Source organism: Pantoea sp. MQR6 (assembly GCF_022761075.1).
Classification (GTDB): Bacteria; Pseudomonadota; Gammaproteobacteria; order Enterobacterales; family Enterobacteriaceae; genus Pantoea; species Pantoea phytostimulans.
Genome location: NZ_JAKYXB010000001.1, coordinates 470,098 through 484,836 on the forward strand (window position 1 = coordinate 470,098; position 14,739 = coordinate 484,836).

The 14,739-nt window shown below is 54.1% G+C and carries 8 protein-coding genes; 2 read left to right on the forward strand and 6 right to left on the reverse strand.

Annotation, left to right across the window (positions count from 1 at the left end; genetic code table 11):
- Position 1: 1 nt before the first annotated feature.
- Genes baeS through MUG06_RS02105 form a run of 5 tightly spaced genes read right to left on the reverse strand, consistent with a single transcriptional unit; the run spans position 2 to position 10,233 of the window.
- Positions 2-1,390, reverse strand: coding sequence for a two-component system sensor histidine kinase BaeS (baeS, locus tag MUG06_RS02085; protein WP_243077569.1), 1,389 nt, complete (start codon positions 1,388-1,390; stop codon positions 2-4).
- Complete coding sequence (locus MUG06_RS02090) at positions 1,387-2,793, reverse strand: MFS transporter (RefSeq protein WP_215846229.1); 1,407 nt, start codon at positions 2,791-2,793, stop codon at positions 1,387-1,389. Before MUG06_RS02090 ends, baeS begins: the two co-directional genes overlap by 4 nt.
- 11 nt (positions 2,794-2,804) lie before the next feature.
- Positions 2,805-5,882: a multidrug efflux RND transporter permease subunit MdtC gene (gene mdtC / locus MUG06_RS02095; protein WP_215846231.1), complete on the reverse strand. Its 3,078-nt coding sequence runs from the start codon at positions 5,880-5,882 to the stop codon at positions 2,805-2,807.
- Positions 5,879-9,001, reverse strand: a complete 3,123-nt coding sequence (locus MUG06_RS02100) for an MdtB/MuxB family multidrug efflux RND transporter permease subunit (RefSeq protein ID WP_243077570.1) — start codon at positions 8,999-9,001, stop codon at positions 5,879-5,881. The genes mdtC and MUG06_RS02100 overlap by 4 nt, the downstream gene beginning before the upstream one ends.
- The gene (locus MUG06_RS02105; protein WP_243077571.1) at positions 9,001-10,233 is read right to left on the reverse strand and encodes an MdtA/MuxA family multidrug efflux RND transporter periplasmic adaptor subunit; all 1,233 of its coding nucleotides are present in this window, start codon (positions 10,231-10,233) and stop codon (positions 9,001-9,003) included. Before MUG06_RS02105 ends, MUG06_RS02100 begins: the two co-directional genes overlap by 1 nt.
- A gap of 365 nt (positions 10,234-10,598) precedes the next feature.
- Between MUG06_RS02105 and MUG06_RS02110 the strand changes: the two genes are divergently transcribed.
- A complete protein-coding gene (locus MUG06_RS02110) occupies positions 10,599-11,561 on the forward strand; it encodes an aldo/keto reductase (RefSeq protein WP_243077572.1) in 963 nt (320 codons plus the stop codon).
- A 238-nt stretch (positions 11,562-11,799) separates the two neighbouring features.
- Positions 11,800-13,143: a carbohydrate porin gene (locus tag MUG06_RS02115; protein WP_215846242.1), complete on the forward strand. Its 1,344-nt coding sequence runs from the start codon at positions 11,800-11,802 to the stop codon at positions 13,141-13,143.
- A gap of 197 nt (positions 13,144-13,340) precedes the next feature.
- Here MUG06_RS02115 and yegD read toward each other — a convergent pair whose 3' ends face one another.
- Positions 13,341-14,693, reverse strand: a complete 1,353-nt coding sequence (gene yegD, locus MUG06_RS02120; protein WP_215846244.1) for a molecular chaperone — start codon at positions 14,691-14,693, stop codon at positions 13,341-13,343.
- Positions 14,694-14,739: the final 46 nt, after the last annotated feature.

Sequence of the window (14,739 nt, forward strand, 5' to 3'; positions counted from 1 at the left end):
GCTACGCATGAGGAACATAGCGCAATTGTAGCGTGATTTTCAGGCCACCTAAATCAGAGTGCTCTGCAGAAATATTGCCGCCGTGTGCTTCGGCGATATTTTTACAAATCGCCAGTCCCAAACCGGAGCCGCCGCTGGCACGATTACGTGAGCCTTCGGTACGGAAGAAGCGCTCAAAGATTTGCGTCTGATGATCGCCATCAACGCCGGGCGCGCTGTCGTCAAAGGTCAGCGTCCAGTAAGGTGCTTCATAAGCAATGCGTACCTGCACGCTGCCGCCCGAATCGGTATAACGCAGGCTGTTTTCCAGCAAATTGGTAAACAGCTGCATCAGCCGATCGGGATCGCCAAAGAACGGCGCCTGTGCTGGCAAAAACAAATTCAATGTTAAGCCATGTGAACGATAGCGTTCGGCGAAGCTGCCCGCCGTGACTTCCAGCAGCTGCACTAAATCGGTGGCCTGTTTACGATAGGCGAGGGCACCTTCATCTGAAAGCGAGAGTTGATGAAGATCGTCCACCAGTTTGGTGAGCACCACCACTTCACTTTGTAGCGAGCCGATCGCTTCGGGCGTCAGCTTACGCACGCCATCCTGCATCGCTTCCAGTTCACCACGCAGAATAGCCAGCGGCGTGCGTAGCTCATGCGAGATGTCGGCCATAAAGGCGCGACGCATGCTTTCGTTCTTCTCCAGAGAGCTGGCGAGACGATTGAAGTCATGCGCCAACTGACCCAACTCGTCATGGCTGCTGACTTCAACCCGGCTGGCAAAATTGCCTGCCGCCAGATGATGAGTACCATCGACAAGGCGTTTCACGGGTGCCAGCAATCCGCGAGCGATGATCCATGTCACCAGCGCGGCCAGCAGCGCTGACAATCCCACGATATACCAGCTGGTTCGCCGCTGTTGCTGATCAAAGTTGATATCGGTACTACGCGTCAGGCGCTCCGGTGGCGACCCGATCACCCAACCGACAATCTTGCCATTGGTCAGCGTGATATTGCGGCGCGATCCCTCTTGTGGAACCGGCGATCGCGGGCCAACCAGCACTTTATATTGCTGATCGATAACCCAAAACTGCGTGCGCCAGCCGTGCGGCGGCAGCTGGTTGTTGCTGTCGGGATTTTGCTCCAGCGAGCGCAGAATATTAAACACCAGCCGATCGTTATTGCGCACGAAATCCCAGTTACCATGCTGCTCATATTGGTCTGCCAACGCATCACTGAGCATATTCAAACGTTGCTCATTGCCACGCTTGATGTAATCGACAAAGCCATGTTCAAAACTGAGGCGCACGCCCCAATGCATGGTGATCAAAACCAGCATGCAGGTGGCGAAAATCGCCATAAAAAGTTTGGCGCCAATCCCGAGGCGCAAGGTCGGTTTCATTCACTTCTCCGACGTCGCATATCGACGTTTTTACTGAGATCTTTGGGTACACGCCAGAACACCAGCGCGGGCAGGATAATGATCAGCGCCATACACAAGTAGGCATAGACAAACATCTGGTGGCTGGCTGCGCTGTCGCTCGCCGCATCCTGACCCAATGCGCCCAATAACAAACCGGCGATGGTGACGCCAATACTCATGGAAAGCTGCATGATCATTGACAGCAAGCTGTTGCCGCTGGAGGCGAGCTCATCGGGCAGCTCTTTCAACGTCAGGGTGTTCATGGAGGAGAAGCGAATCGCGTTGACCATGCCTTGCAGGAATAACACCAGCGGCAGTAGCCAAATCCAGCCCATTATTGCCACCAGCGGAAACAGCAACACCACCAGCGCGAGTCCAATGGTGGAGCCGACCAGCACGTTGCGGTAGCCAAACACGTTGACGATGCGTACCACGATGCGTTTCATGCCCATGTTACCAAGCACCATCGGGATCATCATCAATCCCGCATGAAACGGGCTGTAGCCCATGCCGATCTGCAAGAAAATGGGTGTCATAAACGGCAACATGCCGCTGCCGATGCGGCCAGTGAAGCTGCCGAGCAAGCCAATGGAATAGACGCGATTGTCGAACAGTTTCAGGCTAAACAAGGCGCGTTCGTTGCCGCGTGCATGCATTAAATAAAAAATCAGCGAGAAGAAGCCAATCAGTATCATTGCGCCGAGCAGCAACGCTGAACCGCCGCTGCTGCGTTGACCATCAAGCGCCAGCGTCAGCGTGGCCATCCCGGCGGCCAGCAGCACAAAGCCGAGGAAATCGAAGCGTCGCGTCGGCATTGAATAGTTCGGCATCAGCATGATAGTCGCAATAGCGCCAATGATGCCGACCGGAATATTGATTAAGAAGATCCAATGCCAGCTGGCGTATTGCACCAGCACGCCGCCCAGCGCCGGGCCAAGTAGCGGGCCGATTTGTCCTGGTAGCGTGACAAACGTCATCGCCGACATATATTGTTCACGCGGGACGATTTTCATCACCGTTAAGCGCCCGACCGGCACCATCATGGCACCGCCAATGCCTTGTACCACCCGCGCCATCACCAGTTGATCGAGGGTGGCAGAAAACGCGCACAGCAGCGATCCGAGGCTGAACAGAACGATGGCGGTAAAAAAGATATTACGGACACCGAAGCGGTCGGCCAGCCAGCCGCTAACGGGCAACATCACCGCCACCGTTAACAGATAAGAGACAATAACCGAGTGCATATGCAGCGGGCTGACGCCAAGATCGTGCGCCATCGACGGAATTGCAGTATTGACGATGGTGGTGTCCAGCGTCTGCATAAAGAATCCGAAAGCGACAATCCACAGCTGCCAGCGAACTGTCGCGTTCTGCGTACTCATCAAGGCGTCTCCTAATTTTGTGTAGCGTTAACGGCGTGATGTCGTTTTTTACGGCGCAACTTATCCATCATTAAATAGACCACCGGCGTGGTGTAAAGCGTTAACAGCTGGCTCATGACCAGGCCGCCCGCAATAGTGATGCCAAGCGGTTGGCGTAGCTCCGCGCCGTCGCCGCTGGTTAACATCAACGGCAGCGCGCCAAACAGCGCTGCCAGTGTGGTCATCAGAATCGGGCGAAAACGCAGCAGGCACGCCTGGAAAATCGCGTCACGCGCGCTGAGATTGCCGTTGCGTTCCGCATCCAGGGCAAAGTCCACCATCATGATGGCATTCTTTTTGACGATGCCAATGAGGAGTAAAATTCCGATCAGCGCAATCAAACTGAATGGCGTATCGAACAACTTTAGCGCCAGCAAGGCGCCCACGCCTGCCGAAGGCAAAGTCGATAAGATCGTCAGCGGATGGACATAGCTTTCGTACAGAATGCCCAGCACGATATACACCGCCGCAATCGCCGCCAACATCAACCAAACCTGGCTGCTTTGTGACTGTTGGAAGATTTGCGCGGTGCCGGCAAAACTGCCGCGCACGCTGCTGGGTACGCTGATCGCCGTCATAGTACGATCAATCGCTTCAGACGCCTGCGACAGCGAAATGCCTTCCGGCAGGTTGAATGAAATGGTGGATGCCGCCGATAACCCTTCATGGTTTACCGACAGCGGTGCGTTAGCCGGCTGCCACTTGGCGAACCACGACAGCGGAATCGCTTTGCCTTCGCTGTTAATCACGAACATCTGGTCCAGGGCGCTGATGTCTTGGGTGTAGCGCGGATCCACTTCCATCACCACTTTGTACTGGTTGAGCGGCTGATAAATAGTGGAAATCTGTCGTTGACCAAAGGCGTTATTCAACAAGCTATTGGCATCGGTAACGTTTATTCCCAAACGCGCCATGCTTTCGCGGTCATAAGTCAGCGCCATTTCGCTGCCTTTGTCTTGCTGATCGGAGTTCACGTCAGCTAACTCGGGCAGGGCAGCAAAGGCCTGGCGAATCTTCGGTTCCCAGGTTCGCAGGTCGTTGAGATCGTCTGACAGCAGCGAATATTGATAGCTGGCATTGGATTCACGCCCACCAACCCGAAGATCCTGCACCGCATTGAGATAGAGGTTTGCGCCAGGTTCTTTCGCCAGTTTGATTCTCAGCCGTGCAATTACTTCCTGCGCGCTTTCGCTGCGCTCCGACAGCGGCTTCAACGAAATAAACATTGAGCCGCTGTTGGTACGCATACCGCCAGTAAAACCGACCACGCTTTCCACCGCCGGATCGGCCCCTACGATGGTCATAAAGTCTTGCAGCTTGCTGCGCATCGCCTGAAACGAAATACTCTGGTCGGCAGAGATAAAGCCAGAAAGACGGCCGGTATCCTGCTCGGGCATAAAGGTTTTGGGAATGCTGATAAACAGCCAAACCGTTAGCGCGATGGTGCCCAAAAAGAGCAGTAGCACCCAACGGGCATGATTGAGCACCAGATTTAGAGAACGTCCATAACCTTGCTGGATCGCCATCAAGATGCGACCAAAACCGCGCTGGCGCGGTTGGCTACGCGGCGCGTGGGGTTTGAGCAAATAGGCGCACATCATTGGCGTTAGCGTGACGGAGATGAATAACGAAATGACAATCGCCACGGAAAGCGTAATCGCGAATTCAGCAAAAAAGCGACCAATCAGGCCGCCGATCATCAGCAATGGCAGGAACACGGCAACCAGCGATAAGCTCATCGATAGCACGGTAAATCCCACTTCCCGCACGCCTTTCAGCGCCGCCGCCAGCGGCTTCATGCCAGCTTCAACATGGCGCGAAATGTTTTCCAGCACCACTATCGCGTCATCCACGACAAACCCAGTAGCGATGGTCAGCGCCATCAGCGACAGGTTATTCAGACTGAAGCCGCACAGATACATCGCCGCAAAGGTGCCGATCAGCGAAACCGGCACCGCCGCCGCAGGGATCAGCGTGGCGCGACCTGAGCGCAAGAAAACAAACACCACCAAAATCACCAGCACCACTGCAATCACCAGCGATTGCTCAACTTCATGCAGCGACGCACGAATGGTTGGTGAGCGATCCTGCGCCACCTGCAAATCAATGGCGGCAGGGATCACTTCATGCAGTTCTGGCAGCTCCGCGCGGATGTGATCCACGGTATCAATAACGTTGGCTTCTGGCGTTTTTCGCACCACCAGCAGCACCGCAGGTTTACCGCGCGACATCCCGGCGTTGCGCACGTCCTGCACCGAGTCTTCGACGGTGGCGACATCCGACAATTTTACCGCTGCGCCCTTGTTGTAATGCACCACCAACGGCTGATATTCACTGGCCGTTTGCAGTTTGTCATTAGTGCGCAGCTGCCAACGCTGTTCGCGGTCGTCCAATGCACCTTGCGGGCGGCGCTGGTTGGCGTTCGAGATCGCTTCACGTACTGCATCCAGCGAAACGCCCTGATTAAACAGCGCTTGTGGATTCAGCGCCACGCGTACCGCAGGGAGCGAACTGCCGCCGACGGTGACATCGCCGACGCCTTCAATTTGTGCCAGCTTTTGCGCCAGCTGCGTTGAGGCGTAATCATAGAGCTGGCCCGGATTATAGGTATCTGAGGTCAGCGTCAGGATCATGATCGGCGCATCAGAAGGGTTGGCTTTGCGATAAGTTGGACGGCTTGGCATGCCGGTTGGCAACAGGCTTTGCGCAGCATTAATGGCGGCCTGCACATCGCGCGCCGCGCCGTTGATGTCACGATCAAAATCAAACACCAAAATGATGCGCGTGCTGCCCAGTGAACTGGTGGACGTCATTTCGCTGACGCCTGCAATACGCCCCAGTGAACGCTCCAGCGGTGTTGCAACGGATGACGCCATGGTTTCCGGCGCCGCGCCTGGCAGCGAGGCGGAAACGACAATGACCGGAAAATCAACCTGTGGGAGTGAGGCAACCGGCAGTAAGCGGAAGCCGAGGATGCCCGCCAGCGCAATCGCCAGCGTCAATAAAGTGGTGGCGACAGGCCGATGGATAAACAACGCAAAGAATTTCACCCTTGCGCCTCCGAATGATGAAAACGGCGGCGCGTAGCATGAGCCAGACGATCAAACAGCAGATAGATTACCGGCGTGGTAAACAACGTCAGAATCTGGCTGAGGATCAAGCCGCCAACCATCGCAATGCCAAGCGGATGACGCAATTCAGCACCAACGCCGGTACTGAGCATCAGCGGCAATGCACCCAACAAGGCCGCCAGCGTGGTCATTAAAATCGGGCGGAAACGCAGTAAACAAGCCTGATATATGGCGTCATAAGGTGCCATACCTTGTTCTCGTTCAGCGGCCAGCGCAAAGTCGATCATCATGATGGCGTTTTTCTTCACGATCCCGATCAGCAGGATGATGCCAATAATGCCGACAACATCCAGCTCGTTGCCACTCAACATCAGCGCCAGCAATGCGCCAACGCCTGCGGTTGGCAGCGTTGAAAGAATGGTAATCGGATGGATAAAGCTTTCGTACAACACGCCCAGCACGATATACATCGCGACAATAGCGGCGACGATCAGCCAAACAGTGCTGCTCAGCGCTGCTTCAAAGGCCAGCGTGCTGCCCTGAAATTGCGTCATTACGTCTGAAGGCATACCAAGCTGTGCTTCGGCTTGGGTGACGGCGTTGACGGCATCTTCCAGAGAATAACCCTCGCCAATGTTGAACGAGAAGGTGGCTGAGGGAAACTGGTCGAGATGGCTGATGCTAAGCGGCGTATGACGCTGCTCAACCGTGGCAATCGCGCTCAGCGGCACGCTGCCGCCTTCACTGCTGGCCAGACGAATCGCATCCAGACTTTGCAGCCCTGGCGTGGCGTGATTGTCCTGCTCCAGCACCACGCGATACTGATTGGCCTGCGTATAGATGGTTGAAATCAACCGCTGACCAAAGGCGTTGTACAGCGCGTTATCCACATCGGCCATGCTGATGCCTAACCGGCTGGCGCTGGCACGGTCGACATTGACGTAGGCTTCCAGTCCTTGATCCTGCCAGTTGCTGCTGACATCTCGCAGCTGCGGCAAGGTATTCAATTCAGCTAATAACGCGGGCACCCAAGTACTTAACGATTCCAGCGATCCCGATTGCAGCGTGAATTGATAAGGCGTGCGGCTGGCCTGTGTTTCAATGGTTAAATCTTGCACCGCTTGCAACCACAGCTGCACGCCAGGAATCTGACTCACCTGCTGCTGCAGGCGCTGCTGTACTTCGGGAATACGATCTTCGCGCTGATTGAGCGGTTTGAGGTTGATCTGCAAACGCGCGCTGTTCAACGCTGCGTTGGTGCCGTCAACGCCGACAAAGGAGGTCAGGCTCTGCACCGCCGGATCTTTCATGATAACGGACGCCACATCGCGAGTGCGTTCCGCCATATTGGCGTAGGAGACAGATTGTGGCGCCTGCAACGTGCCCTGAATAATGCTGTTGTCCTGCTGTGGGAAGAAGCCTTTTGGAATCGCAATCCAGAGCAAAACGGTTAAAGCCAGCGTGCCGAGCGCAACGGATAACGTCAGCCAGGGATGATTTAACACGCGCGTCAGACCCCGGCCGTAAACGGCAATGATGCGATCAAACATCGCTTCGCTGGCGCGGGAAAAACGGTTCTGCTTACGCAGCGATTCGGCGCTAAGCATGCGTGCGCACATCATCGGCGTGAGCGTCAGTGACACAATCCCTGATATCAAAATCGCTATCGCCAGCGTAACCGCAAACTCCCGAAACAGACGCCCAATCACATCGCCCATAAACAGCAGCGGGATTAGCACTGCAATCAGCGATAAGGTCAGCGAGATAATGGTAAAACCAATTTCCCCCGCGCCTTTAAGCGCGGCGGTTAGCGGTTTCTCCCCTTTTTCGATGTAGCGCGAGATGTTTTCGATCACCACAATCGCATCGTCCACCACAAAACCGGTGGCGATGGTTAGCGCCATCAGCGTCAGGTTGTTGATCGAGAAGTCGAGGAAATACATCGCGGCAAAGGTACCAATCAGCGACAGCGGCACCGCCACCGCAGGAATGATAGTGGCAGGAATGTTGCGCAGAAACAGGTAGATGATCATGACGACCAGCGCCATAGCCAGCATTAACTCATGCTGCGTATCGCTGACCGAGGCGCGAATATTGGTGGTGCGATCGGTCAGTACTTTGACGCTAACCGATTTGGGCAAAGTGGCGGTAAGCGCTGGCAGCATAGCGTTAATGTTGTCGGCGGTGGCGATGATATTCGCGCCCGGCTGACGCTGCACATTCAGCACAATCGCCGGATCGCGATTTGCCCACGCGCCCAGCCAGCTGTTTTCTGCTCCTTGTTCGATGGTCGCGACATCGCCCAATCGAACCGGCGCACCATTGGTATAGCTGATAATCAACTGGCGATAATCTTCTGCTGATTTCATCTGATCGTTAGCAGAAAGCGTGATTGAGCGAGTCGGACCGTCGAGGCTGCCTTTGGCTGAGTTGACGTTGGCGTTGCTGATGGCGCTACGCACCGTTTCGCTGGTTAATCCCAGCGCCGCTAATGCCTGTGCGTTCATTTTTACGCGCACCGCCGGGCGCTGTCCGCCCGAAAGCGTGACCAGGCCAACGCCGGAAACCTGTGAAATTTTCTGCGCGATGCGCGTTTCCACCATGTCCTGAACTTGCGTCAGCGGCATACTGCTGGTGGTGACGGCAAGCGTCATAATCGGCGGATCGGCAGGATTGACCTTGCTGTAAACCGGTGGATTTGGCAGATCATTCGGCAACAGATTGGTCGCCGAGTTAATCGCGGCCTGAACTTCTTGCTCAGCCACATCAAGCGGCAGCGTAAGCTGAAACTGTAGCGTAACCACCGATGCGCCGCCGGAGCTTTGCGAGGCCATCTGCTTCAGACCGGACATCTGACCAAACTGACGTTCGAGCGGAGCGGTGATAGAAGAGGTCACCACATCAGGGCTGGCACCCGGATAAAGCGTGACTACCTGAATTGTCGGGTAATCGACTTCGGGCAGCGCCGACACCGGCAAAAAACGGTAGCCGAGCACGCCCGCCAGTAATAGGGCAATCATCAACAGCGTGGTGGCGACCGGGCGCAGAATAAACTGGCGTGACGGCCCACCGCTGGACTCAGGAGGCTGCACCTGCATTAATCACGCTCTCCTTTTGACGGCAAGGTTGCGCGGCTATTGCGCGCGGCGGTGCTTTGCGGCGCAATGACTTCAACCTTCGCACCTTCAGTCAGGCGATCTAATCCGTCGGTGACGACTTTTTCACCGGCATCTAGCCCAGCGGTGATCACCACTTTCTGGCTGTCCTGTAATCCTGCGGTCACACTTTTTTTGCTGACCTTGTTCTCACTGTTAACTACCCAGACAAAATGACCTTCGTTGCCCATTTGCAGGGCAGCGGTGGGGATCACAATCGCATCTTGTAACGTGTTGACCTTCAAGCGTGCGTTAACGAATTGGTTTGGAAACAGCAGATCGTCTTGGTTATCAAAACGCGCTTTGATTTTTATGGTGCCGGTGGTGACATCGATCTGGTTGTCCAGACTCAACAACGTACCGGTAGTGATCAGGTTTTGATTACTGCGATCCCAGGCTTCAACCAGCAAGGGCTCGCCGCTTTTTTGCGCGTTTACTATTTGGCTAATGTTGTTTTCCGCCACGCTGAAGACCACATCAATCGGATGCGTTTGCGTAATGATGACAATGCCAGTGGTATCACCGCTGGTGATATAGTTGCCGACATCGACCTGTTTCAAGCCAACGCGTCCGTCAATGGGTGAAGTAATGCGGCTGTAAGTGAGGTCAAGTTGAGCACTGGCCACGCTGCCTTCGTCGGCTTTCAGCGTGCCCAACGTTTCATTCACCAGCGAACGCTGTGTATCGAGTTCTTGCTGCGAAACCAACGACGTTTTCGCCAGCTTTTCAAAACGCGCTAAATCGCGACGGGCGTTGGCGAGCGTTGCCTGATCTTTCGCCAGCTGGCCTTGCGCCTGCGTTAAGGCGACCTGATAAGGCCGCGGATCAATTTCCGCAAGCAGTTGGCCCGCTTTGATTTGCTCTCCTTCGGTGAAATGAATAGCCACTAAATCACCATTCACTCGACTGCGTACCGTAACGGTGTTTGCTGCGGTGACTGTCCCTAATCCGCTGATAAATTGCGGCACGCTCTGCGTCGTCGCGCTTGCGGCTTGTACCGGTGCAAGCGGACGGCGAGCGTTGGCTCCGCCTTTACCACGCTGCGGCTGCGCAACAGCCTGGGTGTCGGTATTCGGTTGCGTTGGGTGTTGCCACCAGTAATAAGCGCCTGCTGCTGCGGCAATTACCACCAGCACAATCAGGCTTTTTTTAGTAAAAGGATTTCGGGTGCTCATCGTTTTAATTGCTCTCCAGCGGTGTCGTAGTCCCATCAGGCAGGTGAAAAAAAGGGCAACCTGCAAACGACATCATTGTAATCGCCTCTGCCAGGCAGAAGTTGAAGGAAATAAGGATAACTGTCAGGTCAGGGTAAGTATTCATTTTCTGACACTATTCCATCTGGAATTGGCATTAACGATTCATTTCTCTTTGCGATACCCTTCAGACTTCAAGCTGCATGAACGTTAACGGCACGCGTTGCCCCGGACACTGACTTAAGTCAGTTCGCGAGGATTCACACGTTTGCCGCCTTCCTGCAACTTGAATTAACCAGAGTACAGGCTGATTGCATACCGTCTCGATTCGCTTACAGGAGAAACTCATGAGTCACGTTGAAACCCGGCAGTTAGGTAATAGCGGCATCAATGTTCCGTTATTAACGTTTGGTGGCAATGTCTTTGGCTGGACCGTTGACCAGAACACCTCATTTTCGTTGTTGGATGCGCTGGTGGAGAAAGGATTAGGGTTTATTGATACTGCCGACGTTTATTCACGTTGGGTGCCTGGTAACAAAGGCGGTGAATCGGAAACGATTATTGGCAACTGGCTGAAGAAAAGCGGCAAGCGTGACAGCATTGTGCTGGCGACCAAAGTGGGCATGGAGCTTTCACCTGATAAAAAAGGGCTGAAACCGCAATACATTCGCCAGGCCGTGGAAGAGTCGTTACGTCGCCTGCAAACCGATTACATCGATCTTTACCAGGCGCATCGGGATGATGAAGAGACACCGTTAGCGGAGACGCTGACCGCCTTTGATTCATTGATCAAAGAAGGAAAAGTACGCGCCATTGGCGCTTCAAACTATGGTGCAGCGCGATTGCAGGAAGCATTACAGATCAGTGAACGCGAAGGGTTAGCCCGCTATGAAACGTTGCAACCCGAGTACAACCTTTACGATCGTGCAGGTTATGAAGCAGAGCTGGAAAAAGTAGTGACGGAGCACGGTTTAGGCGTCATCAACTATTACTCACTCGCCAGCGGCTTTCTGAGCGGTAAATATCGTATTGCCGCAGATGCCTCTAAAAGCGCGCGCGGACAAAGCGTGATAGAAAAATACCTTAATCCTCGTGGATTAAAAATTCTTGCGGCGCTGGATGAGATCAGCAGCGCGCATCACGTTTCGCCCACTCAGGTTGCGCTTGCCTGGCAAATTGCCCGTCCGAGCATAACAGCACCGATTGTGAGTGCAACATCGCTTAAGCAACTGGATGACTTGGTGGGTGCCACGCAACTGAAGTTAACGCAGTCAGAAATTGAACAACTGGCAACAGCCAGCCAAAAATGAGCAACAGGGGCGGATGCGCCCCTTTTTATTCGTCATCATCCCGATTCTTTTTATCAACATCGCGTGTGATAAAAAATGCGAAATGTCTGCATAGAATGACCAATAAGCGATCTCATTCACAAATGTGCTAACGCACTGCTATTTTGCTGAATCGTGCGCACTTTTTTATAATTATTGAACTTTTCTTAGCACTATCCTCCGTGAGTCCTTCCCAGTAACTCACATAAGAATAATTCTCATGAAAAGTAAAAAAGCAGTGCAACGCTTTCCGCTGCGTCGCGTCGCGACCGGCACCTTAATGTTCGCGATGTTAAGCGGATCGGCGATGGCAGCCGACGCGCTGAGTTCTGACTCAGAGTGGATGTTTGGTGATTGGGGCGGTTACCGAACGCAGCTGCAAAACGATGGCATTAAATTCGATGTTAATTACACCATGGAAAGCGCGGCAAACTTAGCGGGCGGCGCTGACACCAACACCACCATGCGCTACAGCGACCAATGGTCGTTTGGCACCAATTTCGACCTGGAAAAACTGCTTAACTGGCAGGATGCGGAATTCCAGATGACAGTCACTAATCGTGACGGACAAAACCTGTCAGAGCAGGTTGCTGACAAGCGCACCGGTATGTTGTCCTCCGTGCAGGAGGTCTATGGACGTGGCCAAACCTGGCGTCTGACGCAATTCTGGCTGCGCAAAGGCTTGTTCGATAATGTAGTGGATATCAAAGCGGGTCGCGTCACTGTGGGCGAAGATTTCGATAACTTTGATGGCAATCTGTTCCAGAACCTGGCGCTCGGCAGCGGTCAGGCAGGGAACTGGCGTGGCGATCGCTGGTTCAACTGGCCGGTTTCGCAATGGGGCGGCCGCATCAAGCTGAATATTACGCCAGAGGTCTTCTTCCAGGTCGGTTTCTATAACCAGAACGCAGCGAACTACGATCGCGGTGATGGTTTCCGCCTTGATACCAGCAATTCTGAAGGCAATATGGTGCCGGCAGAATTAGGCTGGACGCCAACCTTTGGCCCGCAAAAATTGCCAGGTAACTATCGTCTTGGCGGTTATTACTCATCAGCCAACGGTGATGTGTATGGCAGCTGGCGCAACGGCGCGTATCAGGATAAAGACCACGCCTATGGCGGCTATCTGTTGTTGCAACAACAGTTGACGGCGCAGGATGGCGACGTTAATCGCGGTATAGGTGTACGCGTTCAGGCGGTAATGAACGACCACAAAACTTCAAAAACCGACAACTATCAATCTATCGCGTTTACCTGGAAGGGGCCGTTTGATGCGCGTCCTAAGGATGAGATTGGTATCGGTGCCGCACGCATTCATGTGAACAGCGATTACACCCGCTCGCTGCGTCAGCAGAATGGCGCTAACGGCGAAACCGATTTTGATAGCCCAACCTATCTGCCGGTTCAGGAGGGTTCTGAATACAACTATGAAGTCTATTACAACGCGAAAGTCACTAACTGGATGTCGCTGCGTCCTAACCTGCAATATGTCACCGCGCCGGGTGCAGTGAGCGAAGTGAAGGATGCGTTTATTGGTGGGATTAGCGCGAATATCGCGTTCTGATTGGATAGCATAAAGGCGAGCAGTGCTGTCACGCATAAAGAGAGCAACAGAGCGCTTCAGTTAAGTTAGCGGGGCGGTTCCACAGGGAGGTGAGCTCGCTTCGCAAGCAGATGCGCTAACTTTGGCTTCTCTCTCAAGCCAAAGTAAAAAAAAGCGGCCCTTGAATGGGCCGCTTCGCTATGTAGAGTATGCAAATGCTAAGCAAACATCACTTCAGCCCATCTCGCTAATCCTGCTGTAACCGAGGCGAAATCATCGCCGCCAGCGATTGGCGTATCCGGTAAAGCTTGCTGCAACGCGGCGCGCAGCAGAGGAGAACGGGCGCTACCGCCGGTGAGATAGATAACATCGGGTTTAATGCTGCTGGTAGCAAGCGCCAGATGAACCTGCTCAAGGATTTTCTCTAGCGGCTGGTTGATTGCGTCGCGCAGCATCTCTACGCTGATTGCCGCCTGCAAAGAAGGCGCAATAAAGTCGAGCGCTGCGTCAGTTTCGATGCGATCTGACAGCGCAATTTTGCTCTCTTCTGCGGCACGCACCAGACGATAACTGAGTTTCTGTTGCCACACTTTCAGCAGGCGTGCGACAACATCGCCATTTTCGGCATCACGGACGAGATCGCGCAGCAACTTACCGCAGGCTGCCGAGTAAAACTCACTCTGAGCGGGAACGTCATTGATCGCAACTGCATTCCACCAAGGCAAAGCGGGCAGGGCGGTGCCTTTTTGAGTATTACCGCCGAGCCCGAGCAACGGCATCAGGGTTTTAAACGCGAGAGTAATATCGAGATCGTTACCGCCAACGCGGCAACCGCTGTGACCAAGCAAGCTTTCACGGCGATCGGATTGATTACGCCATTGTGGCCCCATCAGCAGCATTGAGCAGTCTGTCGTACCACCACCGATATCAACGACCAGCACGCGTGTCTCTTTTTCCAGCGTTGCTTCAAAATCAAGTCCTGCCGCTACCGGTTCGAACTGAAATTCCACATCACGGAAACCGGCGCGCTTCGCTGCACGCAGCAAGATACCTTCTGCCTGTTGGTTCGCGTCTTCACTGCCCAAGCCCTGAAAGTTAATTGGACGGCCAATGACGGCTTGATCGATCGACTGATCGAGTTGGCTCTCACCTTGCTGGCGAATATGCAGCATCATGGCGCAAACCAGATCTTCAAACAGCGCGATCTGCTGTGGCTTCAGGCCGCTGGCACCCAGAAATGATTTAGGCGATTTAACGAACCACACATCTTCAGGATCAACCATATAGTGTTGCAGCGCGGTCAGACCAAACTGCACGCTCCCGGGCAGGACATCGATGTCCTCTTCGCGGTTATAACGCAGCGCACGCTGCAATAACGCGGTGGTTTCACTGTCAGGGGTAGCGACTTGATGATGGCGATACAACCATTCGCTAATGGATTCGCGCGTTGGTGCACAGATCATTGAAGGCAGCAGGCGCTGACCATTTTCCAGCGTCAACAGACGCGGCGCGCCGTTTTCGCTTACCGCAATAGAACAGTTAGCCGTGCCGTAATCAAATCCTATGAACATTTTCGCCCCCATGCCGGAAAAAAGGGGGCGACTTTAGCGCAGCTTT